This is a genomic window from Streptomyces sp. NPDC088354, assembly GCF_044753585.1.
Lineage (GTDB): Bacteria > Actinomycetota > Actinomycetes > Streptomycetales > Streptomycetaceae > Actinacidiphila.
Window position 1 is genome coordinate 248,647 of the sequence record NZ_JBIVNJ010000002.1, and the last position, 21,936, is coordinate 270,582.

Consider the following 21,936-nt stretch of genomic DNA (forward strand, 5'->3'; position numbering starts at 1 on the left):
GGGGCGAATCGCGCTACGCAGGACGCCCGAGCAGGAGGTACTCGCCGTCCCGGCCCGTGGCCCGGTAGCCACGGCTCTCGTACAGGTGGACGGCGGGATTGCCGTCGAAGACCCCTAGGGTCAGTACGTCGTGATCCGCCGCCCGCGCCTGCTCGGCGAAGGCGTCGAGCAGAAGGCCGCCGAACCCGCGACGCCGGTGCCCGGGCGCGACGTGTATGCCCACCAGGAGTGCGTCCGTACCCGAGGGCATCCACATCATGGAGCCGCAGGCCTCGCCGTCCACTTCCAAAATCAGGGTCCGTTCCAGGCAGGACAGCCACAGTTCCAAGTGACGGTCGATGCCCTCCGTCCACTGCGCCTCGTTCGCGGGCTCGACGGAACGCATGTAGAGCCGTTCCCACAGGAAGATGCGCGGCAGATCCGACGGCCGGCCGCAGCGGGTACGAACGGACGCCGACCGGTGGGTCACCGCTGGTACGGAACCGTCGTGCATGCGCAGCCGCCAAAGCTCGGAAGTCGAATCACGCCAGCATACGGCGCAGGCGCGGGCCCGCCCCCACACGGTCGGCCGGACCGCTCGGCGCATCGGACGGCCGTGCGCGTGACCGCATGTCACACGGCGCGCCAGCCCGTCCAGCGCCGCACCGAGACCACGACGACCGGCCCGCCGGGTGTGCGGCCTGCGTACTGGCCGTACCTGGCCGTCAGCAGGGCGACCCGGTGGGCCGCCTCCGGCGAGGCGTCGGGCGGTGGGAGGACCCGGGCCTCGCCGTCGGCGCGCACCCACCACAGCAGGTCCCAGTCCTCGTCGTAGTGGTCGACGAGCAGGCAGACCGCCGGGTTGACCGCGATGTTGGCAAGGCGCTTCAGCCGCGTCGTCCGCTTGGCCTTGTGGTCCACCGCCAGGGTCACCGAGTCACCGTCGACGGCGAACACCACCGGCACCAGGTGCGGACGGCCCGTCGCGTCGGCCGTCGCCAGGCGGGCCACGCGCGCCGCGGCGAACCGCTCTTGCGCCTGCGTACCCGTCAGGTCGGGCACCCCGTCCCCCTTCCGCCGGTTCCCCCGGTGCTCAGCGGTAGCGGCCCGCCAGCTCCGCGAGCCGGTCCAAGTACGCGAGCGTCTCCTGTTCGGGCATGGTGGGCAGGTAGAACAGCACCCGTTCCACACCCAGGCCGAGGTAGCCCTCGACCTGCGCGGGGTCGTCGGGAGCGGCGTACACCGTCACCGGTACCTCCCGCCCCGCGACGGAGCGCATGCGCTCGATGAGCGGACCGAGTTCGTCCGGTGGCATGCCGTCGGCGAGCCACGCGTCACCGAGTTCGGCGACACGGTGGAAGCCGCCCGGGCCACCGCCCACGTAGATCGGCGGAAAAGGGCGCTGGACGGGCTTGGGCCAGGCGTAGGAAGGGTCGAAGTCCACGAACTCGCCGTGGAACTCGGCCTTCTCCTGCGTCCACAACTCACGCATGGCGCGCAGTCGTTCGTCGGTGAGCCGGCCTCGCGTCGCGGGATCGGTGCCGTGGTCCCGCATCTCCTCGCGGTTCCATCCGACGCCGACGCCGAAGACCACCCTGCCGTCGGAGACCAGGTCCAGCGAGGCGACCTCCTTCGCCGTGTGGATGGGGTCGCGCTGCGGGATCAGCGCGATGCCGGTACCCAGCAGCAGCCGCTCGGTGACGGTCGCGATCACGGCGAGGGCGACGAAGGGGTCGAGCGTGCGGTAGTACATCTCCGGCAGTTCGCCGCCGTCCGGGTAGGGGGACTCGCGCTTCGCCGGGATGTGGCTGTGCTCGGCGATGAACAGCGAGTCGAACGCGCGGTCCTCCAGGGCGGTTCCCAGTGGGGCCGGCCGGACACCCCGATCGGTGATGAAGGTGGACACTCCGAATTTCACGACGGCTCCGTCCGATCGGGGCAGCACGGGTGGCGGTCACCACCGAACTGCTGACTACCCGCCCACGAGGACACCGTGCGCGCCGCCACCCGACAGGACCATCGTCGTTCGCCCACCCGGACGGCTGCCGCCCTGCCCGGCCCGGCCGATCCGGCGCCGGCCGGCAGTCGTCACCCGTCGGAGGTGACGGCGAGCATGGCCATGTCGTCGTCCCGCGGTCCGCCGGTGTGCCGGTGCACATCGGAGACCAGCACGCCCAGCAGTTCGGCCGGCCCGCTGAAGCCGACCCCGGCCAGGCGGGTCACCGGGTCGTACAGGCCGCCGTGGGTGTCGCGGGCCTCCGTGACGCCGTCCGTGCACAGCAGGAGGGTCGAGCCGGCCGGGAACGGCACCCGGTCGACCACCACGGGACCCCTCTCCAGTCCCACGCCCAAAGGCATCGCGTACCGCGAGGGATCGGTGGTCCGCACCGCGCCGGCCCTCAGGACGAGGGGAGCGGGATGGCCCAGGTTGACCAGCAGCACCTCCCCCGCGTCCCGGGGGAACTCGGCCAGCACGGCGGTGGCGAACCACTCCAGCACGTCCGCCTGCCCCCGCCGGCCGACCTCCCGGCACAGCGCGCGGTGCATCCGCGCGGCCACCGCCTCCAGCGTCGCCTCCTCGCCGGCGGCCATCCGGAACATTCCCAGCACCATCGTCGCGGCCTCGACCGCGTCCAGGCCCTTGCCGCGGACGTCACCGACGACGCAGCGCAGTCCGCGCGGGCCGTCCTGCACCGCGTAGAGGTCTCCCCCGATCCCGGCCTCCTGCTCCGCGGCCTCGTAGCGCGCGGCGATCCGCAGGGCGCCCGCGCGGGCGGGCGGTGCCGGCAGGACCGCCCGCTGCACGGTCGCGGCGATGGAACGGGCGGAGCGCAGCCGTGCCTCCCGCGCGTACAGCACGCGGTTGATCCACACCGCGACCACGGTGACCACCGCGACGGACAGCAACTCGCTCATCGCGGCGAGCGTGGCCAGGTAGCGGTAGCGGGCGACGATCGCCAGGTCCGCGGCGATCGCGCCCAGTCCCACCAGCATCGTCCCGTTCAGCGACAGCACCAGTGCGGCGAGCATCGGGGCGACGGAGTAGAACGCCGTACCCGTGTACTGGGCGGGGGTGAGGTAGTCCGTGACGCCGCCGAGGACCAGGAGCAGCACGGGGAGCGCGCGGATGTACCGGGGCACGTCCGCGCGGCTGTCGGGGCCCCACAGGTCCGGCCGCCCCACGCGCCCTCCCAGGGTCCGTCCCGCCGCTGTCACCCCAGATTCCCCGGCGGCCGCCCGGTCAGCCACCCCGGGCCGCCCCCGGGGTGAACCGCGCACTCCTCGGGGGAGACCGAGGGCCCTTCCGGGGGCTCAGCGCCGGCGGAGGTATTCCAGGCCCTTCTCGCGCAGGGCGCGGTGCAGGCCGTCATAGGCGGGCGCGCCGCCCAGGACGGTCTTGGGGAGCTTGGCCACCACGGTGTAGTTGGTGTCCACCACGTTGCCGATCGGCGCCAGTCCGGCCTGGCTGACCAACTGGTACGCGTCGAGCCGGTGCAGGCCGGTGAGCGAGGCCGTCCAGCCGATCAGGTCGTGCTGGCTGATCCGGTAGGCGTCCTCCAGCGGGCGCACCGAGCCGGTCGACATCAGGAAACGATCGTCCTCCAGCCGCGGCCAGGCGGGCGCCCCGCCCTTGATCAGGTCGATCACGACCACGGTGTGCATGGCGGCCTCCACGGCGGTGCCGCAGACCTCGCCCTCGCCCTGCCGGGCGTGGCCGTCGCCGATCGCCAGCTGCGCCCCGGGCACGTTGACGCCCAGGTAGAGCGTGGTGCCGGCGCGCATCTCCGGGGTGTCCATGTTCCCGCCGTGCGCGCCCGGGGTGATGCTCATGATGACCTCGCCGGCCGCCGGTGCGACCCCGACGGTGCCGTGCATCGGGTCCAGCGGCAGGTCGACGGTGTGCTCGGCGAAACGGGCCTGGAACCGGCAGCTGTTGCGGTCGGGGTCGATGCCGTACCGCCAGACCACCTCGTCGAGCGGGTCGTGCAGCATGGCCGTGGAGTGGGTCGTGGTCAGCGCGCCGAAGTGCGGGAAGGTGGTGGACACCGCCCAGTCACGGGCGGGCGCGATGTCGACGAAGTGCACGGCCAGCGTGTCGCCGGGCTCGGCGCCCTCGACGTGGATGGGCCCGGTGACGGGGTTGAGGTACGGGAATTCGCACACCTCGCTCGGGAGGTCCTCCGTCCCGCGGACCCGGCCGCCGAAGCAGTCCTCGGTGAACAGCTCCACGATGGTCCCCGGGCGGACCCGCAGCAGCGGCTCGCGGCCTCCGAAGGTGTAGGCGTACTGCTCGGGGGACGGGTGGAGTGTCACGACGTCGATGTCACTCATGCGTGTCCGGCCTCCTCGGCCGTGGAGTTCTCGTTGGGCAGTTCGGGGCGGCGGCCCGCGACCAGCAGGCCGATGAGCAGGACCACGCCGATCGCCAGCCAGAGGAAGCCGAGCCGCTGCGCGGCGACCTTGGCGTTGATCACGACGTAGGTGAGGATCGCGAAGCCGATCAGCGGTGCGATCAGATGGCGCCACCAGTCGCGGCTGCCGCCGCGGACGACGTAGTGGACGACGACGGAGACGTGGAGGACGAGGAAGGCCGTCATCGCCCCGAAGTTGACCAGAGAGCCGAGCAGAGTGATGCCGTCCGTGCGGGAGTTCATGTACAGGCCCAGCCCCAGCGATACCACCGCGACGAGGAAGGTGGCGTTGGCCGGGACCTTGCTGCGGGGGTCGATCCTGGCCAGGAAATGGGGCAGTTGCCGGTCGCGGGCCATCGCGAACAGCAGCCGTGAGGTGGCCGCCTGGGCCACCAGGGAGTTGGCGAAGCCCCAGGCGATGGCGGTGGCCAGCGCGCTCAGCGTCCCCAGCCACGCGCCTCCGGCGACGCGCGCGGCGTCGTAGAAGGCGGTGCCGTCCGGGTCGCCGTCGCTGATCAGCGTCTGCGGATGCGGCACGAGCATCGCCGCGAGCCACGTCTGCACGATGAACAGCACGCCGGCGAGCAGCAGCGCGGCGACCATCGAGCGGCCGATCGCCCTGGCGGAGTCGCGGTTCTCCTCGGCCAGGGTGGAGATCCCGTCGAAGCCCAGGAAGCTGAGTACGGCGATCGACACCGCCCCGAAGACCAGGGACCACGAGAAGGTGTGGGCGTCGTAGAAGGCGTGGAAGCTGAAGCCGTTGCCCTTGCCCTGGGCGACCGCGACGGCGCCCACGACCAGGAAGATCGCGAGGACGACCAGTTCGGCCGCGAGCATGATCTTGTTGATCCTGGCCGTCATCTCGATGCCGAGCCAGTTCACGACGGTGTTCAGGACCACGAAGCCGATCAGCCAGAGCCACACCGGCACCGAGGCGACCAGCGAGTTCATCGCCACGGCGGCGACCAGGTAGAGCAGCGCCGGCACCAGGATGTAGTCGAGCAGGATCATCCAGCCGGACAGGAAGCCGAACGGCGCGCCGATGCCCCGCCCCGCGTAGGAGTACACCGACCCGGCCATCGGGAAGGCACGCGACATCTGCGCGTAGGAGTGCGCGGTGAACATCATCGCCAGCATACCGACGGCATAGGCGAGGGCGACCATGCCGCCCGCGCCCTGGAAGACCCCGCCGAAGATGCCGAACGGCGCGATCGGAACCATGAAGACCAGGCCGTAGACCACCAGGTCCCGAAAGCCCAGCGATCTCGCCAACTGCTGGGTGTAGCCGTACGTCTCGAGTCTTTCCCCACGCGGTGCGCTGTCGCTCACGTCGCCTCCCCGGCGGCCGCGGTCCCGTGACTGGCGGGGTGATCTTAGGGGGCGCGACGGGGACAGGGGAACGCCTGTGACACAGGATTCCCGGTGCCGTGGTGCGGCCCCGCAAGCGGAGTGCGGCGTGCCGCCGCCGGATCGGCCGGCCCGGTCGGCGGGCACGGCGTACGGCAACTGCGCCGCGAGCCATTCCTCCGTGTCGTCCCGGGACCAGCCGCGGTCGGCCACGGGGGCCGGCGCAGGTCCCGCGGGCGCTCACGGCCCGGATACGGCACAAGGCCCCGCGCACCTGGTCCGGCAGGCGGTGACCCCGCCCTCACCTGCCAGGCTTCCGCCACAAATGTACATTTACATGGTGGAAGACCGATTGGCACTGCTCTCCGCCGTGGAAAAGGGCATTACGGAAGGCGAGGTGCTCCGGCTCGCGATCCAGCAGGCGGTGGCCGGGCTGGACGGGCTGGGCGGAACGGTCCACCTGTGCGGACCCATGTCCGCGCTGCGCCTGGTCTCCACCGTCGGGCTGTCCCCGGCCCTCGTGCGGAACTGGGAGATCATCGATCAGGACAGCGCGGCCGTGCCGGCCCGCGTCCTGGACCGGGAGGGCGGTCTGTGGGTCCCGCACGGGACCGCCGGGAGCGCGCAGCCGCCGGGAACGAAGCCGTGGCCCGGCACGGGGCTGGCGGCCGTGCCCCTGTCGGACGGGGAGATCCCGGTCGGATCGCTCACCGTCGTCACCGGTGCCGAGGGGGAGCCCACCCGGGCGCAGTGGGATTTCCTGGCGGCGGTGGCAGCGTGGGCGCAGGAGCGCATGGGCCAGGCCCCGCCCCCTGCCCGCCCCACCCTCGAGGACCCCAACGGCACCGGGCTGCGCCAGGCGCTCAAGGCGGTCGAGGTGGGCACCTGGGACTGGAACATCCGCACCGGCGAACTGGGCTGGGACGACGCGGCCATGGCCGTCTACGGCACCGACCCCGCCGACTTCGTGCCCCGGGTCGAGAGCTGGATGAAGGTCGTCCACCCCGACGACCTGCCGTGGACGCTCGCCGCCGCCGAGACGGCCATCCGCAACCGGGCGGTGTTCGAGGCGGAGTATCGCGTACGGCGTCCCGACGGGGGCTACGCGTGGACCGAGACCCGCGCCAAGGTGGTCCTCGACGACGCCGGCGAGCCCTACCGGATGATCGGCACGGCGTGGGAGAGCAGCGACTCCCGCTCGGCCCGAGCCGCCCTCAGCCGCGCCCTGCGGCACATGAGCGACGGTTTCCTCTCGGTGGACGGCGACTGGCGCATCACGTTCGTCAACCTCAAGGCGGAGGAGATGCTGGGCTCCCCGGAGGAAGAGCTCTTCGACCGCGTGCTGTGGACACTGCCGTCGTTGCGCCAGATACCCGGCCTGGAGGCCTGCTGCCGGGAGGCGGCCGCCAAGGCGGTGCCCACGAGCTTCGACATGGGCATACCGGCCACGGGGTCGTGCCTCCACCTGCGGCTCGTGCCGGTGCCCGACGGCGTCACCCTGTACTTCACCGACGTCACCGACAACAGGCGGCGCGAAGCCGAGCGGGTCGCCTCCGAACAGGCCTCCGCCGAGCGCTCGGCCCGGATCGGGGAACTGACCGCGGCGCTCGCCGCGGCGACCACGTCGCGCGACGTGGTGGAAGCGGTGGCCCAGCGGGTGCTGCCGCCGTTCGGCGCCACCGGTCTGCTGGTCCAGGCGATCGAGGGCGACCGCGTCTACACCGTGGGCTCCGTCGGCTATCCGCAGGCCTTCCTCGACAGCATCGAGGCCCGCCCGCGGGCCGCGCAGGACCCGGGGTGGCAGTCGCTCTCCACCAACGAGCCGCTGTTCGTCTCCTCGGTCGAGGAGTACGCGGAGCGGTACCCCGACATGGCCGACCGGCCGCGCGTGATCGGGAAGCAGTCGTGGGCCTTCCTGCCGCTGATCGCCTCCGGGCAGACCTTCGGGATCTGCGTGGTCGCCTTCGACGGACCGCGCCGCCTCACGGACGAGGAGCGCACCCTGCTGAGCACCATCAGCGCCCTCGTGGCCCACGCCCTGGAACGCGCGCGGCTCTACGATGCCGAGCACACCCGGTCCCGGGAGCTGCAGAGCGCCCTGCTCCCCCAGCAGCTGCCCGCTCTGCCGTCGTGCTCGCTCGCCGCCCGCTACCTGCCGACGGAACAGGGCGTGGACGTCGGGGGCGACTGGTACGACGTCATCCCGCTCTCCGCCGGCCGGGTCGCGCTCGTGATCGGCGACGTGATGGGCCACGGTCTGTCCGAGGCCGTGACCATGGGCCGGCTGCGCACGGCCGTCCACACGCTCGCCGGACTCGAACTGCCTCCCGACGAGATCATGAACCACCTCAACGACATCGTCAGCGGGCTCGGCGAGGACTCGTACGCCACCTGCCTGTACGTCCTCTACGACTCCACCACCGGGACCTGCAGCGTCACCCGCGCCGGACATCCACCACCGGCCGTCGTCCATCCCGACGGCACGGTCTACTTCCCCAAGGCGGCCCCGAACCCTCCGCTGGGAGCGGCGGAGCCGCCGTTCGAGACCGTCGAGCTGGAGATCCCGCGGGAGAGTCTCCTGGTGCTGTTCACCGACGGTCTGGTCGAGTCGTCCGAGCGGGAGATCGACCAGGGCCTGTCCGACCTCGCCCACCTGCTGCGCAGCTCGGACGGCGAGGACCTGGACCGGCTGTGCGACACGGTCATCACCAACCTGCTCCCCGCCGGGCGGACCACCACCGACGACATCGCCCTCCTGATCGCGCGCATGCACGCCCTCCCGCCGGACCGGATGGCCTCCTGGCCGCTCCCCCAGGACCCGCAGGCGGCCGCGCTGGCCCGCGGCCTGGTGCGGGAGCAGCTGTCGGAGTGGGACCTCGACGAACTGACGGCCACGACGGAACTGCTCGCCAGCGAGCTGGTCGGCAACGTCGTCCGGCACGCGAAGGGGCCGATGCGGCTGCGGCTGCTGCGGGACACCGAGCTGATCTGCGAGGTCGCCGACGGCAGCCTGACCATGCCCCGGATCCGGCATCCGTCCGAGACGGACGAGGGCGGCCGGGGGCTGCAGCTCGTCGCGTCGCTCTCGCAGCGATGGGGCACCCGTTACACCGCGAACGGCAAGTGCATCTGGACGGCACAGCAGATGCCGGGCGCCGGCAGCCCCGCGTCGTCACCCCGGTCGCCCCTGGAGGAGTTCGACATGGACGCCGTGCCGCCCCTCGCCTGAGCGCCCGGGACGCCACAGAATAGATTTTGTACGCATATGTCTGTTGCTGCAGAGGCGCGAGAGGTGGTGCCATGGAAGGGATCGCCGACATGGGCGGCACTGACGGCTGGGGCCGTGTGCGTCCACCACGCGGCGACGAACCGGTCTTCGCGGAGCCCTGGCAGGCGCGTGCGTTCGCGCTGACGATCCTCTCCGGTCGGGTCGCATGGGGCGACACCAACACGGACGCCTTCCGGCACGCGCTCGAGCGCCTGGACCGGGCGGCCTACCTGGACGAGGGCTACTACGGGCGCTGGCTCAACGGCGCGGAGCTGATGCTCACCGACAGCGCCTTCCTCGCACCGGGCGCGATCGACGCCCGTGCCCGCAATCTGCGCGGCGAGCACGTGGCGGAGCCGCCGATCCCGGAACCCGCCAGGCCCGACTACGCGCCGACCGCCGAGGGTTCGCTGCGCACCGTGGAGGCCGCACCGGCCTTCGCCGTCGGCGAGCAGGTCCGCGCCAAGGACATGTCGCCGCCCGGGCACACGAGGCTGCCGGGCTATGTGCGCGGACACACCGGCATCGTCGAGGTCGTCCAGCCCGCCGCGCTGCTGCCCGACACCAATGCCCACTTCAAGGGTGAGCATCCGCAGCACGTCTACTCGGTCCGTTTCGACTCCCGGGAGTTGTGGGGTGCCGGGTCCGAGCCCTTCGCGGTCACCGCGGAGTTGTACGAGAGCTACCTGGAGACACCTTCATGACCGACGGCGGACAAGGCGGGCGCCCACCCGCGGCGCTGCGCGCCGAGGCCCTCGAGCAACTCCTCACCGAGCGGGGCCTGATCGACCCCAAGGTGATGGACGGCCTCATCACCGACTACGAGACCAACATCGGCCCGCTGAACGGCGCCAAGGTCGTCGCCAGGGCGTGGACCGACCCGGAGTACCGGCGCCGGCTGCTCGACGACGGCACCGCCGCCATCAGGGAGCTGGGCTTCTCGGGCCGGCAGGGTGAGCACATCGTCGTGGTCGAGAACACCCCGACCACCCACAACGTCATCGTGTGCACGCTGTGTTCGTGCTACCCGTGGCCGGTGCTGGGCCTCCCGCCGAGCTGGTACAAGGACCCGGCCTATCGTGCGCGCGTGGTCAAGGAGCCGCGCGTGGTGCTGTCCGAGATGGGCCTCGACCTCGATGACGACGTGCGGATCACCGTGCGCGACTCCACCAGCGAGGTCCGCTGGCTGGTGCTGCCGGAACGCCCGGCCGGCACGGAGCACCTGACGGAGGAGCAGCTCGTGCCACTGGTGACCCGGGACGCCATGGTCGGCGTGGCCAAGGTGAGGACGCCGTGACCGCCCCGCTCGACGCCGAGGGCCCGGCGGCCCCGCCGCGCTCCAACGGGGAGCTGACGTTCGCCGAGCCATGGGAGAGCCGCGCCTTCGGCATGGCCGTCGCCCTCTACGAGGCGGGCGCCTTCACCTGGCCGCGTTTCCAGGCGGCGCTGATCACCCGGATCGCGGTCTGGGACGCCGGGCACGACCACGACGACGAACCGTGGAACTACTACCAGCACTGGCTGGGCGCCTTGGAGGACGTGCTCGCCGGGGAAGGCACCGTGTCCGCCGACGAGGTCACCGCCCGGGCCCAAGCCCTGGACCGGCGCCCGCCGGGCCACGACCACCGCGACGGGCACGAGCACCCGCGCTGACCCTCACCCGGTCCGGTGAGCGCGGCGTGCGAGACCGCCGGACAGCGCCGTACCAGGGTTCGCACGCGGCGCGGGCGCGCGCCGCCGTGCCATCGGGGAACCTGGTCGCAGGAGCCCCCGCCAGGGTCCGCGTCGGGGCCGCGTCCATCGGCCGGCCGTCACCCGGCGCCGCCCGGCGGCACGCCGCGGCGCCGGACCGGCGCCTCGTCCACCCGGCCGAGGCGCCGGGCGCTCCACATGGCCAGGGGTTGCAGGGCCTCCACGAGCGTCCGGCCCTCCGGGGCGAGGGTGTAGCGGATCTGCACGGGCGTGGTCGGCACCACCGTGCGCTCGATCAGCCCCTCGGCCTCCAGCTCCTTCAGACGCTGCGCGAGCAGGCGGTCGGAGATGCCGCTGACCATGGCCCGGTACTCGCCGAAGCGCCGGGCCCCGTGCGACGCCGCCTCCAGGATCCCGCCCGTCCAGCGGCGCCCGACGAGTTCCAGGGCGCCCTGGAGGTTCGGGCAGCTGCTGTCGTCGATGCCGCGGACGTCGCGCGGCCGGGGTGACGGGGTACTCGCTTCCACTTACCCAAGATTAGCACCTAATCCTTCCTTTGTTCCGGGGTGAACCCCTGGCGGACCGTGGACCCACGACCGGTCGTGCAAGAACCGCCCCTCCACCCCCCGGAAGACACCATGGCAACCCTGCTCCACCTCGACTCCTCCCTCCACCCCGGCGCGGACTCCGCTTCCCGCACCGTGGCCCGCACCTTCCGCGACGCCTGGCGGGAGCAGCATCCCGACGGCACCGTGGTCCACCGCGACCTCGCCGCGGCCCCGCTCCCCCACCTCGACGTCCACGCGTTCACCGCGGCCCTGGTGGACGCCACATCCCGCACCCCCGACCAGGCGGCGGCTTTCGCCAGGCGCCTGGACCTGATCGAGGAACTGGAGCAAGCCGACGCCGTCCTCATCGGCGCCCCGATGTACAACTTCACGATCCCCTCGACGCTCAAGAGCTGGATCGACCATGTGCTCGTGGTCGGCCGCACGACGGGGGACGCCTCCAGCGTGAAGGACCTGCCGGTCACCGTCGTCGCCAGCCGCGGCGGCTCCTACGCACCGGGCACCCCCCGGGCCTCGTCCGAGTACGTGCAGAACTACCTGCGGGCCATCCTCGGCGAGTACATGGGCCTGGACGTCGACTTCATCGTCCCCGAACTGACCGCGGCGGCGTCCAACCCGGCCATGAGCGAACTCGTGCCCCTGGCCGAGGCCTCCTGGACCAGGGCCCTGGAGGACGCCGCGGCCAAGGGCAAGGACACCGCACGGCGCGTCGCCGCACGCTGACCCGACGCGGCCGCGCCCGGCACCCCACGGTGCCGGGCGCGGCCTGCTGCACACACGGGGCCCGAACGAAGGAGCACCATGACCGTCCACCGCACGATCCGCGACAGCGCCGGCCCCGTGAGCGCCCAGGACGCCGCCACCGAGGACCTGGCACGCCTCGTGGAGGCCATCGCACGTTCCACGGACACCGCACCGGACAAGGTCCTGGCCGGGATGTCGGACGACGTCCTGGCCGGCGTCTTCCTCGTGTTCCTCGTGCGTGCGCACCGCCTCCGCGACGCCCGGCCGGCCCGGCCGCGGAGGAGCGCGACCGCCCCGGAGGCGGACCCGCGACGGCCGTAGGGAGAGGACGCGACCGCAAGCGCCGTCGTCGTCGGCCGTCCCGGTCAGAGGGCCCGTGGGCGCAGGACGCCGTCGGGGTCGTAGCGCCGCCGCAGTTCGGTGACTCGCGCGCCGGTCCCTCCCGGGTAGGCGCGGGCGAAGGTCTCCTCGTCGGGACGGCTCTCGAAATTCACGTAGGCGCCGTCGGTGCGCGGAAGCAGCGGCTTCCACGCGGCCGACAGCGTCTCGCCGTCCCCGGGAGGAAAGGCCGTGGCGGTGACGAGCGTCCGCTGGTGGCGGTGCGGGTAGGCGGTCGCGGCAGGGTCCATGTCGTTGACCGCGCCGCCCAGCGACCGCATCTGGACCAGGACGGGCTCGGGGGCGGTGACCGCCGCGACGAGTGACCTGGCCGCCTCCGGGGTCATCCGCGTGAGCAGCCCGTTGGTGGTCACGACCGGCATCTGTCCGTTGTGCCCGTGCAGTTGCGCCGTGGAGAGCAACTGCGGGTACGGCAGGACGTACGCCTGGTGGAGGACGGTGTCCCCCAGGCCCGCGAGCGGTTCCAGGGCGCCCCGGATGACGGACTCGCTGTCGGAGGCGACGATCGCGGTGACGGAGGCGACCGCGAAGGATCCCTGGCCGGAGAGGTTCACGGCGGTCGACAGCTCCCTGGGCGCCGCGGCCATCAGGGCGGCCCAGCGGCGCAGGGCCGTGCCCGCGGAGTCCACCACGACGGTGGCCTCGGCGTACCCGATCATGCCGAGTTCGACCGCCTCGATCTCGAAGGCGGTCGCGATCGCGGTGCCCGATCCGGCTCCGCGCATGGCCCACAGCAGGTCGGGCTCGTGCTCGGCGTCGGCGCGGACCAGCGAGCCGTCGGCCAGCACCACCTCGACGGCGCGCACGTGGTCGATGGTCAGCCCGTAGGAGCGCACCAGCCAGCCGATGCCTCCGCCGGTGGCCAGCCCGCCCACGCCGACATTGCCGTGGTCGCCGGAGCTGATGGCGAGCCCGTGCGGAGCAAGCGCCCGCGCGACCTCCGCCCAGCGGGCACCGGCCTCCACCCGCACGAGGCGCGCCCCGCGGTCCAGGACCCGCACACCGCGCATCGCGCTCAGGTCGATGACCAGCCCCCCGTCGTTGGTGGCGGCGCCCGACAGGCCGTGACCACCGCTGCGGACCGAGACGCGCAACCGCTGGTCCGCGGCGAGGGCCAGGGCGCTCGCCACGTCGCTCGGGGATTCCGGCAACGCGACCAGGGCGGGGCTGCCCGCGCGGGTGTAGGTGGAGCGGAGCGCGCCGTAGCGGCGGTCCCCGGGTGTGACGAGCTTGCCCGCGAGCCCCGGGGGAACCGGGCGCGGGACGGCGGTCATCGGGCGCTCCGCAGACGTGCGACGCGCTCGCGCACCGCCGGGACCACCTCTTCGGCGAACACCGCGAGCTGGCTCTCCGGCTCGGCGGCGGGCCAGAAGACGAAGGTGTCGAAGCCCAGTCCGACCGCCCACTCGCTGAGGGTGTCCACCCAGCGCCGGGCGTCCCCGACGAGCCCCGGGCCAGGCTGCCGGCCGATCACCCCGATGACGTTGTAGACGCGGCGGATCGACGCCGGTGCGCGCCCCGCGGCCTCGGCCGCCTCGTCGATGAGGCGCTGGGTGCCGGGCACCCGCTCGGGGGGCACGTAGATGTTCAGCGGGGAGATCCAGCCGTCGGCGGCCCGGCCGGTCAGCGCGAGCATCCTGGGCTTCTGCGCGCCGAGCCACACGCCGGCCGGCGCGGGGGGTACCGGTCCCGCCCGGTAGCCCTCGACGGTGTGATGCGCGCTGCGGAGCCGCACCGGCCCGCCGGCGAGTGCGCCGCGCAGCAGGCTCACGGCCCCCTCGGTGAAGTCGACCATCGCCGCGCCGCTGCGGGGCACACCGCCCATCGAGGCGATCGCCTCCGGGAAGGCTCCGCCGCCGACCCCGAGCTGCACGCGCCCGCCGGTGAGCACGCTCAGCGAGGCGGCGGCCTTGGCCAGCATGGTCGGCGGTCGCAGTTGGAGATCGGCGACATCGGTGAGGAAGGAGATCCGTTGTGTCATCCCGGACAGGTGGCCGATCAGGGTCCACGCATCGAGGTGGCCGGGCTGGTAGGGGTGGTCCTGGACGGCGAGGTAGTCAAGGCCCCGCGCCTCGGCCTGCTGGGCGAGTGCCCTCGTCCGGGTCGGCGTCGCGGCATCGGGGTCCAGGCTCAGCCCGAACGAGAGGGGGTGTCCGTAGTCATTCATGACTCCACGTTGCGGACCGTGCCCGCCCGGACAAAGTGGAAGGTGAGCTACTAATCCCGAGTAAGTGGCGACGGCCGCGGATGCGCGACGTTTTCGCTTTGTGGGCCTCACGCGGGCCTGGGAAAATCGACGGCAAGGCCCGTACCGGGCGGACGTCCGGATCGGCACCACCCCCACCCGGAACGACCCCGCCGGGGTCGGCAGGGACCGGCGAACGGACACCGTGCTGTGGACCAGTTACTGGCACAGATCCTCCAGGCGCACGGCGGCAGCGATCGCTACGCGCAGTTCTCCGAGCTCCGCGCGACGATCGTCACCGGGGGCGGTCTGTGGGCGATCAAGGGCGTGCCGCAGGATCCGGACCCGCGGGAGATGACCGTGCGGCTCCACGAGGAATGGGCGTCGGTCCGGCCCTACGGCGCACCCGACCAGCGGACCGCGTTCTCCCCCGGCCGGGTGGCGATCGAGCGGAGCGACGGGACCGTGGTCACGGAACGCCTGGACCCGCGGGCGTCCTTCGAGGGACACGAGTTCACCACGCCCTGGGACGCCCTGCACAGGGCCTACTTCAACGGGTACGCGCTGTGGACCTATCTGACCACTCCCTTCCTGCTCGCCATGCCGGGAGTCACGGTCACCGCCGTCGCCGACGTGCACGAGAACGGCGAACGGTGGCGTGGCCTGCGGGCCACCTTCCCCGACGGCATCGCCGGCCACAGCCGGGAGCAGGAGTTCTACTTCGGGGACGACCTCCTGCTGCGCCGGCACGACTACCGCGTCGACGTGGCGGGCGGGTTCCCGGCGGCCCAGTACCTCCACGACTACATCGAGGCCCAGGGTCTGCGCATGCCGTCCAGGCGCCGTGCCTACCGCTGCGGGGACGACGGCAGTGCCCTGCCCGACGCGTTGATGGTCGCGATCGACATCAGCGACCTGAGGTACAGCTGACCCGGGGCCCTCGCCGCCTCAGCCGAGTACGGACAGGGCGGCCTCCGCGGCCGCCATCAGCGAGGCCCGGTCCGGGTTGACGCCACCCATCACCTTCAGGCCCTGCATCGTCACCAGGAGGAACCTGGCCAGGTCGCGGGGATCACGGGCCGAGGACAGCAGCCCGTCCTCCTGTGCCTCGGCGATGACGTCGCGCAGCGCGTCCTCCAGCGAGGTGGTCGTCGAGCGCACGTGCGCGGCCACGTCGGCGTCGTGGGATACCCGCTCGGTGGTGGCGCCGACGATCAGACAGGCCTGCCGGCCGCCGTCGCGCACGATCCCGTCCACGGTCGCCAGCATGACCTCGCGCAACAGCTCCCGCGCAGGTGCGCCACCGTGCAGCAGCTCGACCAGCGGCAGGGCGTACCGCTCGCGGTAGCGGTCCATGGCCGCCAGGTAGAGGCCCTCCTTGCTGCCGAAGGCCGCGTACAACGAGCCCCGGCCCACGCCCGTGGCGTCGACCAGGTCCTGCACCGAGGTGCCTTCGTAGCCCTTGCGGCGGAAGGCGTTCATCGCGGCATCCACAGCCGTCTCGGTGTCGAACTCCCTCACACGTGCCATGCCGCGGAGCATACACCTGACAGGAACGATCGATACAGATTTCCCGCGCGATACTGGTTCACGCGGGCGAGGAGAAATTGACCCTTCGTTCCGGATAAGGCCCGCCGCCCGGCCGGATGCGCTACGTCCCGGGGTAGTGCTCGTCGGCCCAGCGGGCCAGCGCGGTCAGGGCGGGACGCAGGGCGGCGCCCGCTTCGGTCACCTCGTAGCGGACGCGCAGCGGGGGCCCGGGGTCGACGTCCCGGACCACGAGTCCGGCGTCCACCAGCTCGGCGAGACGCTCCGAGAGCATGCGTTCGCTGATCCCGGGGACGGCTCGGCGCAGCTGGGCGTAGTACGTCGGCGACTCGGTGAGTACGGCCAGGACGAGACCGGTCCACCGCTTGCCGAACAGCCCGAAGACGCGCGCCAGGGTGGCGTCCACCTCGCGGCACGGCTCGTCGGGGCCGTCCGGCTCCGGCACACCGCTCATCGCGGCACCGGGAATGCCGCGGCGGCCGTCTGCCTCACGTCCGCGCCCCGGAAGCGGCGTCCGCCGCGTCCCCGATGTCCGGGTCGGTCGCGGCCGGGGAGGCCGGCGACCACGAGCCGAAGACCGCGGCCTGACCGTGCCGCTCGCCGTCGGCGTCCACCAGGTTCCACATGCAGACGTCCTCGATCCAGAAGTTCCGGCCGTCCTTGTGGAGGCGCAGTCCCCGGTAACCGTCGGCGTAGCCGCGGTCGTCGACCGCCGCCAGGAAGGCGTCCCGGTCCTCCTGGTCGCCGGGGCCGGCCGACAGGCGCGACGGCAGGCCGACGAATTCCTCCCAGGAGTAGCCGAAGCAGCGCTGCGCCGTGCGATTGGCGTAGACGAACCGCGGGTCGGCCGAGGTGTCGTGCACGAGCAGCCCGAACGGCGCGTCCTCGTAGAGCCATGCGGCGGCCTCGGCTTCAGAGGACCAGACCGGCGGGCAGAGCCCGACACCCACCAGGCGGCGGTGGCTGTCCAGGAGCAGGGACGCGAACCGGGAGCTCCGCACCGGGTCGGTGGACGCCGGTCCGGCCGCGGGTGCGGGTACCGGGGAAAGCTCGGACACGTCGGTCCCCGCCCCGCTGTTCGGCTCGGTCACGGACATCCTCCACTGGGTTGGCGGCACGGCACGGGCACGCCGTCGTGACAGGGCCCTCGGTGATTCTAGGTCGCGTGAACCCGGGGTGAGCAGGCACGCGGGGGTGGCAGGCCGTCCCCGTACCCCTGCCCGGTGCCGGCCGCTCCACGTTCACGCCGTCGTACCCGGGGCGTCATCCGCGCCGCGGCAAGGCGACCGGTGGCGGGTGGTGGAACGCCAAGACGCGGCACGGACCCCCCATCCCGTCAACCGGGGATTCCCGCGACGAGCGGTGGTGATAGATGTACTGGGCCGGTATTCGCATGAACGGCTGCTTTTTCCAGAAGCTCTGTACGGAGATGAAGACGCAATGTTCCAGCGCATCATGGTCGCCATCGACCCCACCGCCGCCCGCCACACCGCCCTGCGCACGGCCCACGGCCTCGCCCGGCTCTCCGGCGCCCGGGTCCACGTCCTGCACGTCGCCACCTCCGCTGTGGCGTACAACGCGGTCATGCCTCTGGAGGACGACGCCGAGGCCAAGGCGATCCTGGCCGAGGCGCTCGCCGAGGTCCGCAAGGACGGGGTCGAGGCCGACGGCGCGCTCGCGACCGGCCTGGTCCAGCAGGTCCCCGAGACCATCACCGAGGAGGCCGAGAAGTTCGGGGCCGACCTGCTCGTCCTCAGCCCCCACCACCGCGGTTCCCTCGCGGCGCTGTTCAACCCCCGTATCAGCGACGCGATCGCGCACCGCGTGGGCATAGCCGTGCTCCTCGCCCCCGAGGACCCCGAGGCGGCCGAGAGCACCGAGAACGGCGGGAGCGCCGGGGCTGCCGCGGGCGACGCCGGCTGATCGTGCGCGCAGGCCGGTCGGCGAACCGGTCGTGAGGGCGGCAGGCCGTGGGCATGCGCAGGCGTACTCCCCCGGGTCCGCGGCTCTTCCGCCGGCGCCTGGCAGAAACGCCGGTGCCGCCGCGCCCCGGTCGACGGGGTGCGGCGGCACCGGCGTTTCGGCGCGTGCCCGCGGAAGGACTGTCAGCAGTCCTTCTCGCGCAGCGAGTGCAGGTACGCGCTCGACCGGCGGGCGAAGGACAGGGAGTCGGCCGGGGCGTCGTGCTCGGTCTGCCAGTGGTGGGACGGGCGGCCGCCGTGGGTGCGCGTCACGGCCGAGATGAACCGCTGGTAGTCGATGTCCCCGTCGCCGACGTCGACCATGCGGTAGCCGTCGCCGGAGGTGTCGTCGCGCTCGCCGTCCTTGACATGGAAGAGCGGGTAGCGGTCGGGCTGCTTGAGGACGTAGCGCAGCGGGTCGAAGGGGGCGGGGGTGCCGTCGGCGCGACGGGAGAAGCGGTGCTGCCCGACAAACGCCCAGTAGATGTCCATCTCCAGGTACACCAGGCGCGGATCGGTCTCGGCGAGGAGCACGTCGTACAGCCGGACGTTCGGGCGGTCGGTGGCGAAGGAGAACTCGTCGGCGTGGTTGTGCTGGTAGAACTTCATGCCGCGGGCCCTGGCGGCGGCGCCGAACACGTTGAACTCCTCGGCGCAGCGCTTCCAGCCGTCGACGGTGCTGCCGTAGCGCCAGGGGCCGGATGCGGTGCCGATGTGCTTCAGGCCCAGGGCCTCGGCGTCGTCGAGGACCTTGGTGAGGTTCTGGGCGAAGGTGTACGCGCCGGGGTCGCCGTCGTCGTAGTAGCCGACGTGGCTGCCGATGGCCTTCAGTCCGTGGTCGCGGGCGAGCCCGCGCAGCTGGGCGAGGGTGATCGCGCCGGCCGAACCCTGGGTGTAGCCGGCGTACTCCACCTCGTCGTAGCCGTACTTCTCGAGCTCTGCGAAGACGGGGGCGAAGCCGAGGGCGGCGACCTTGTCGCGCAGCGAGTAGAGCTGGATGCCGAGGCGGCCGGGAGGCAGCACGGGACGTCCGTGGCCGCCCTCGCCGTGGTTCTTGTGGTGGTCCTGGTCATGGCCCCTGCCGTGGGCGGCGGCGGAGGGGGCGGTGGCGCCGAGGAGGGCGGCCGCGGAGGCGCCGGCGGCGACACCGAGCATGCCGCGTCTGCTGAGCTTGCGGCTGAGCTCCGGGTCAGGGGTGCTGTTTGTACGACTGTTGCCGCTCATTGTGGATAACTCCGAGTTGTCGGTGGGGTCTGGTTCAGTTGGATCAGTGAGGTCAGTGCAGTCCTGCCAACCGCAGGAGCAGGGACTTCACATCGGTGGCCGCGACGCGGCCGCTGAGGGCACGGGGGACGGAGCAGAGAATGAGGGGACCTTCGTCGTCGCTCGCCGGCAGGCGGCCATGGCTGCCGCGAATAGGCGAGGGATCGAGCGGTACGACCGCCATGCGGTAGCGCATGCCGAGCTTCTTGCGGGCGAGGGCCGTCGCCGCCTTGACACGGACGTAGGGGTCGGCGGGGTCCATGAACAGCTCGACGGGGTCGTAGCCGGGTTTGCGGTGGATCTCGACGAGCTGCGCGAAGTCCGGCGCGCGGTCGTCGTCGAGCCAGTAGTAGTACGTGAACCACGCGTCGGGGTCGGCGACGGCCACGAGTTCGCCGGAGCGGTGGTGGTCGAGACCGTGCCGCTTCTTGCCCTCGTCGTCGAGGAGTTCGGCGATCCCCGGCAACACGGCGAGGGTCGCACGGGTGGCCTCGAGGTCCTCGGGGCGGCGCACGTACACATGGGAGATCTGGTGGTCGGCGACCGCGAAGGCACGGGAGGCCATCGGGTCGAGGTACTCCATGCCGTCCTGCGTGTGGACCTCGAGCAGGCCGGCGCGGCGCAGCGCCCGGTTGATGTCGATGGGACGGCTCACCGGGGTGATGGCGTACTCGGACAGGACGATCACGGTGCGCCCTTCGCGCCGCGCGTCGTCGAGGAGCGGGGCCATCGCCGTGTCCAGGTCCGCGGCGGCCCGGCGGGAGCGGGGGTCGTCCGGTCCGTGGCGCTGCAGGTCGTAGTCGAGGTGCGGGAGGTAGCAGAGGGCGAGGTCGGGGGTGCGGGTGCGCAGGATGTGCCGGGTGGCGTCGACGATCCAGCGGCTGGAGACGATGTCGGCGCCCGGACCCCAGAAGTGGAAGAGGGGGAAGGTGCCGTACGCCTCGGTGAGTTCGTCGTGGAGCTCCGGCGGGCGGGTGTAGCAGTCGGGTTCCTTGCGGCCGTCGGCGTAGTAGACGGGGCGCGGGGTGACCGTGATGTCGGTGTCGGCGCCCATCGCGTACCACCAGCAGATGTTGGCGACGGTGTAGCCGGGGTGGGCGCGTCGGGCGGCGTCCCAGAGCTTGTCGCCGGCGACCAGCCCGTTGTGCTGGCGCCACAGCAGGACGTCGCCGAGCTCGCGGAAGTACCAGCCGTTGCCGACGATGCCGTGTTCGGAGGGAAGGGAGCCGGTGAGGAAGGTGGACTGCGCGGCGCAGGTGACGGCCGGGAGGACGGTGCCGAGCGGGGCCCGGGAGCCCCCGTCGGCGAATCGCCTCAGGTGCGGCATGTGCTCCAGCAGCCGCGGCGTGAGGCCGACGACGTCCAGGACCAGGAGCGGGGTCGGCCCGGGGGTGGCGTTCATGGCAGTTCCTTGAGGCCGAGGTCGTGAAGGAGGTCGCGGGCGAGGCCGAGTTCGGCCGCGATCCCGTCGGCGAGCTGGGCGCGGGTGCGCGGGCGCAGCTCGGCGGGGAGCGCCTGCCAGGTGTAGGTCTCGACCTCCAGGTGGTGGGTGAGCGGTACGGGACCGCCGACGAGGCGGCCGAGGGCGTCCTTCAGGACGCCGAGGGTGGAGGTGAGGGGTGGTGCCGGTGGCGCGTGCAGGGGCACGTGGAAGTGCGAGCGCCAGGGGGCGTCCGTGGGAAGGGCGTCCGGGGTGAGTGCCTCGTGGAGGTCGTCGGTGCTGTGGAGGCCGTCGTCGGTGCGGGTGCGGGTCTGGTGCAGGAAGCGGGGTTCGGCGAAGGCGGCCAGTGCGTCGCGTACGCCGGGGAGATCGGGGTGTTCGGCGTGCAGGGCGGCGGAGAGCTGGACCTTGGGGATGGCGATGCCGGCGGCGGTGAGCGCGTTCAGCGCCGCGACGGGTTCTTCGAAGGAGGTGGCGAGATGGCAGGTGTCGACGCAGATGCCGATGCGGGGGTGCGCGACGGCCGTCAGGGGTCCGATCGCGTCGGCGGTGGTCTCGATGGTGCAGCCCGGCTCGGGTTCCAGGGCGATCCTGATGGACTTCCCGGTGAGCTCGGCGAGGGCGTCGAGATGTTCGGCCAGGGTGGTGAGGGCGGTGCGGGCGGTCGCGGCGGCGCGCTCGTCGAACCGGGTGCGCCAGGCGAGCGGGAGGGTGGAGACGGACCCCTCCGTGACGTCGTCCGGGAGCAGGGCGGCGAGCAGGTCGGCGAGGACGCTGGTGTAGGCGAGGCGTTCGGGTTCGGTCCAGTCGGGCCGGTAGACGCGGTACTTGACCTCGTTCGCGCCGAACCCCTCGTACGGGAAGCCGTTGAGGGTGACGACCTCCAGACCGCGCCGGTCGAGGGCGGAGCGCAGTCCGCGCAGGGACGCCGGATCGGTGTGCAGGGCGCGCGCGGCGTCCTTGGCGAGCCACAGGCCGATGCCGAGGCGGTCGCGGCCCAGGCGCCTGCGGACGGGTTCGCAGTGGTCGCGGAGCTGGGCCAGGACCCCGTCGAGCGTCTCCGCGGGGTGCACGTTGGTGCAGTACGACAGGTGGACGACGGAACCGTCGGGATGGCGGAAGCGCATG

At 72.4% G+C, this 21,936-nt stretch carries 23 protein-coding genes; 8 read left to right on the plus strand and 15 right to left on the minus strand.

Annotated elements, in window-relative coordinates; translation table 11 throughout:
• Positions 1 to 13: 13 nt before the first annotated feature.
• The 6 genes from ACIP98_RS04430 to ACIP98_RS04455 all read right to left on the minus strand — a co-directional run bounded on the left by ACIP98_RS04430 (position 14) and on the right by ACIP98_RS04455 (position 5,720).
• Positions 14 to 469 carry a GNAT family N-acetyltransferase gene (locus tag ACIP98_RS04430; protein ID WP_401973690.1) on the minus strand — a complete coding sequence of 152 codons (456 nt, stop codon included), beginning with the start codon at positions 467 to 469 and terminating at the stop codon, positions 14 to 16.
• Between the two features lie 143 nt (positions 470 to 612).
• Positions 613 to 1,041, minus strand: coding sequence for a TIGR03668 family PPOX class F420-dependent oxidoreductase (locus ACIP98_RS04435; RefSeq protein WP_401973692.1), 429 nt, complete (start codon positions 1,039 to 1,041; stop codon positions 613 to 615).
• A gap of 31 nt (positions 1,042 to 1,072) precedes the next feature.
• Positions 1,073 to 1,897, minus strand: a complete 825-nt coding sequence (locus ACIP98_RS04440) for an LLM class F420-dependent oxidoreductase (protein ID WP_401973693.1) — start codon at positions 1,895 to 1,897, stop codon at positions 1,073 to 1,075.
• 170 nt (positions 1,898 to 2,067) lie between these two features.
• Complete coding sequence (locus ACIP98_RS04445) at positions 2,068 to 3,162, minus strand: PP2C family protein-serine/threonine phosphatase (RefSeq protein WP_401973694.1); 1,095 nt, start codon at positions 3,160 to 3,162, stop codon at positions 2,068 to 2,070.
• Positions 3,163 to 3,291: 129 nt separating this feature from the next.
• Positions 3,292 to 4,311, minus strand: coding sequence for an acetamidase/formamidase family protein (locus ACIP98_RS04450; protein ID WP_401973696.1), 1,020 nt, complete (start codon positions 4,309 to 4,311; stop codon positions 3,292 to 3,294).
• Positions 4,308 to 5,720, minus strand: a complete 1,413-nt coding sequence (locus ACIP98_RS04455) for an APC family permease (RefSeq protein WP_401973698.1) — start codon at positions 5,718 to 5,720, stop codon at positions 4,308 to 4,310. The genes ACIP98_RS04450 and ACIP98_RS04455 overlap by 4 nt, the downstream gene beginning before the upstream one ends.
• Positions 5,721 to 6,078: 358 nt before the next feature.
• On the opposite strand from ACIP98_RS04455, the gene ACIP98_RS04460 reads away from it, so the two are divergent.
• The 4 genes from ACIP98_RS04460 (at position 6,079) to ACIP98_RS04475 (ending at position 10,659) form a co-directional block, all read left to right on the plus strand.
• Positions 6,079 to 8,967: a SpoIIE family protein phosphatase gene (locus tag ACIP98_RS04460; RefSeq protein ID WP_401973700.1), complete on the plus strand. Its 2,889-nt coding sequence runs from the start codon at positions 6,079 to 6,081 to the stop codon at positions 8,965 to 8,967.
• A gap of 71 nt (positions 8,968 to 9,038) precedes the next feature.
• Positions 9,039 to 9,710, plus strand: a complete 672-nt coding sequence (nthB, locus tag ACIP98_RS04465) for a nitrile hydratase subunit beta (RefSeq protein WP_319657533.1) — start codon at positions 9,039 to 9,041, stop codon at positions 9,708 to 9,710.
• Positions 9,707 to 10,303 (plus strand): nitrile hydratase subunit alpha, encoded by a 597-nt coding sequence (nthA, locus tag ACIP98_RS04470; RefSeq protein ID WP_401973702.1) that lies wholly within the window; start codon positions 9,707 to 9,709, stop codon positions 10,301 to 10,303. The genes nthB and nthA overlap by 4 nt, the downstream gene beginning before the upstream one ends.
• On the plus strand, positions 10,300 to 10,659 hold the full coding sequence (locus ACIP98_RS04475; protein ID WP_401973704.1) for a nitrile hydratase accessory protein: 360 nt from the start codon (positions 10,300 to 10,302) through the stop codon (positions 10,657 to 10,659). Before nthA ends, ACIP98_RS04475 begins: the two co-directional genes overlap by 4 nt.
• 158 nt (positions 10,660 to 10,817) lie before the next feature.
• Here ACIP98_RS04475 and ACIP98_RS04480 read toward each other — a convergent pair whose 3' ends face one another.
• Positions 10,818 to 11,225 carry a winged helix-turn-helix transcriptional regulator gene (locus tag ACIP98_RS04480; protein ID WP_401973706.1) on the minus strand — a complete coding sequence of 136 codons (408 nt, stop codon included), beginning with the start codon at positions 11,223 to 11,225 and terminating at the stop codon, positions 10,818 to 10,820.
• A gap of 111 nt (positions 11,226 to 11,336) precedes the next feature.
• Here ACIP98_RS04480 and ACIP98_RS04485 point away from each other — a divergent pair, with 111 nt between their 5' ends.
• Both ACIP98_RS04485 and ACIP98_RS04490 read left to right on the plus strand, forming a co-directional pair.
• Positions 11,337 to 11,990, plus strand: coding sequence for an NAD(P)H-dependent oxidoreductase (locus tag ACIP98_RS04485; protein WP_319657537.1), 654 nt, complete (start codon positions 11,337 to 11,339; stop codon positions 11,988 to 11,990).
• Positions 11,991 to 12,068: 78 nt separating this feature from the next.
• Positions 12,069 to 12,332, plus strand: a complete 264-nt coding sequence (locus ACIP98_RS04490; RefSeq protein WP_319657538.1) for a hypothetical protein — start codon at positions 12,069 to 12,071, stop codon at positions 12,330 to 12,332.
• A gap of 44 nt (positions 12,333 to 12,376) precedes the next feature.
• On the opposite strand, the gene ACIP98_RS04495 is transcribed toward ACIP98_RS04490, so the two are convergent.
• Together ACIP98_RS04495 and ACIP98_RS04500 are read right to left on the minus strand one after the other, a co-directional pair.
• Positions 12,377 to 13,684: an FAD-binding oxidoreductase gene (locus ACIP98_RS04495; protein WP_319657539.1), complete on the minus strand. Its 1,308-nt coding sequence runs from the start codon at positions 13,682 to 13,684 to the stop codon at positions 12,377 to 12,379.
• Positions 13,681 to 14,577: an LLM class flavin-dependent oxidoreductase gene (locus ACIP98_RS04500; protein ID WP_319657540.1), complete on the minus strand. Its 897-nt coding sequence runs from the start codon at positions 14,575 to 14,577 to the stop codon at positions 13,681 to 13,683. The genes ACIP98_RS04495 and ACIP98_RS04500 overlap by 4 nt, the downstream gene beginning before the upstream one ends.
• A gap of 228 nt (positions 14,578 to 14,805) precedes the next feature.
• On the opposite strand from ACIP98_RS04500, the gene ACIP98_RS04505 reads away from it, so the two are divergent.
• Positions 14,806 to 15,525: a hypothetical protein gene (locus ACIP98_RS04505; protein ID WP_319657541.1), complete on the plus strand. Its 720-nt coding sequence runs from the start codon at positions 14,806 to 14,808 to the stop codon at positions 15,523 to 15,525.
• An 18-nt stretch (positions 15,526 to 15,543) separates the two neighbouring features.
• Here ACIP98_RS04505 and ACIP98_RS04510 read toward each other — a convergent pair whose 3' ends face one another.
• From ACIP98_RS04510 to ACIP98_RS04520, 3 genes are all read right to left on the minus strand, one after another.
• Entirely contained in the window at positions 15,544 to 16,125 is a 582-nt protein-coding gene (locus ACIP98_RS04510) for a TetR/AcrR family transcriptional regulator (RefSeq protein ID WP_401973707.1), read from the minus strand.
• Between the two features lie 121 nt (positions 16,126 to 16,246).
• Entirely contained in the window at positions 16,247 to 16,597 is a 351-nt protein-coding gene (locus ACIP98_RS04515; RefSeq protein ID WP_319657543.1) for a helix-turn-helix domain-containing protein, read from the minus strand.
• Between the two features lie 34 nt (positions 16,598 to 16,631).
• Positions 16,632 to 17,234 (minus strand): MEKHLA domain-containing protein, encoded by a 603-nt coding sequence (locus ACIP98_RS04520; RefSeq protein WP_401973708.1) that lies wholly within the window; start codon positions 17,232 to 17,234, stop codon positions 16,632 to 16,634.
• 349 nt (positions 17,235 to 17,583) lie between these two features.
• Here ACIP98_RS04520 and ACIP98_RS04525 point away from each other — a divergent pair, with 349 nt between their 5' ends.
• Positions 17,584 to 18,066 (plus strand): universal stress protein, encoded by a 483-nt coding sequence (locus tag ACIP98_RS04525; RefSeq protein ID WP_319657545.1) that lies wholly within the window; start codon positions 17,584 to 17,586, stop codon positions 18,064 to 18,066.
• A 182-nt stretch (positions 18,067 to 18,248) separates the two neighbouring features.
• Here the strand turns inward: ACIP98_RS04525 and ACIP98_RS04530 are convergent, their stop codons facing one another.
• The 3 genes from ACIP98_RS04530 to eboE are packed head-to-tail and all read right to left on the minus strand — an operon-like array spanning position 18,249 to position 21,935.
• Positions 18,249 to 19,328: a sugar phosphate isomerase/epimerase family protein gene (locus ACIP98_RS04530; protein ID WP_401973709.1), complete on the minus strand. Its 1,080-nt coding sequence runs from the start codon at positions 19,326 to 19,328 to the stop codon at positions 18,249 to 18,251.
• A gap of 52 nt (positions 19,329 to 19,380) precedes the next feature.
• Entirely contained in the window at positions 19,381 to 20,769 is a 1,389-nt protein-coding gene (locus tag ACIP98_RS04535; RefSeq protein ID WP_401973711.1) for a nucleotide pyrophosphatase/phosphodiesterase family protein, read from the minus strand.
• Positions 20,766 to 21,935, minus strand: coding sequence for a metabolite traffic protein EboE (gene eboE, locus ACIP98_RS04540; protein WP_319657548.1), 1,170 nt, complete (start codon positions 21,933 to 21,935; stop codon positions 20,766 to 20,768). The genes ACIP98_RS04535 and eboE overlap by 4 nt, the downstream gene beginning before the upstream one ends.
• Position 21,936 lies beyond the last annotated feature (1 nt).

Bases quoted from the DNA above. Each gene is read 5' to 3' on its own strand.
- ACIP98_RS04510 (WP_401973707.1), bottom strand. From the start codon at position 16,125: ATGGCACGTGTGAGGGAGTTCGACACCGAGACGGCTGTGGATGCCGCG.
- nthB (WP_319657533.1), top strand. From the start codon at position 9,039: ATGGAAGGGATCGCCGACATGGGCGGCACTGACGGCTGGGGCCGTGTG.
- ACIP98_RS04535 (WP_401973711.1), bottom strand. From the start codon at position 20,769: ATGAACGCCACCCCCGGGCCGACCCCGCTCCTGGTCCTGGACGTCGTC.
- ACIP98_RS04450 (WP_401973696.1), bottom strand. From the start codon at position 4,311: ATGAGTGACATCGACGTCGTGACACTCCACCCGTCCCCCGAGCAGTAC.
- ACIP98_RS04515 (WP_319657543.1), bottom strand. From the start codon at position 16,597: ATGAGCGGTGTGCCGGAGCCGGACGGCCCCGACGAGCCGTGCCGCGAG.
- ACIP98_RS04485 (WP_319657537.1), top strand. From the start codon at position 11,337: ATGGCAACCCTGCTCCACCTCGACTCCTCCCTCCACCCCGGCGCGGAC.
- ACIP98_RS04530 (WP_401973709.1), bottom strand. From the start codon at position 19,328: ATGAGCGGCAACAGTCGTACAAACAGCACCCCTGACCCGGAGCTCAGC.
- eboE (WP_319657548.1), bottom strand. From the start codon at position 21,935: ATGCGCTTCCGCCATCCCGACGGTTCCGTCGTCCACCTGTCGTACTGC.
- nthA (WP_401973702.1), top strand. From the start codon at position 9,707: ATGACCGACGGCGGACAAGGCGGGCGCCCACCCGCGGCGCTGCGCGCC.
- ACIP98_RS04500 (WP_319657540.1), bottom strand. From the start codon at position 14,577: ATGAATGACTACGGACACCCCCTCTCGTTCGGGCTGAGCCTGGACCCC.
- ACIP98_RS04525 (WP_319657545.1), top strand. From the start codon at position 17,584: ATGTTCCAGCGCATCATGGTCGCCATCGACCCCACCGCCGCCCGCCAC.
- ACIP98_RS04495 (WP_319657539.1), bottom strand. From the start codon at position 13,684: ATGACCGCCGTCCCGCGCCCGGTTCCCCCGGGGCTCGCGGGCAAGCTC.
- ACIP98_RS04490 (WP_319657538.1), top strand. From the start codon at position 12,069: ATGACCGTCCACCGCACGATCCGCGACAGCGCCGGCCCCGTGAGCGCC.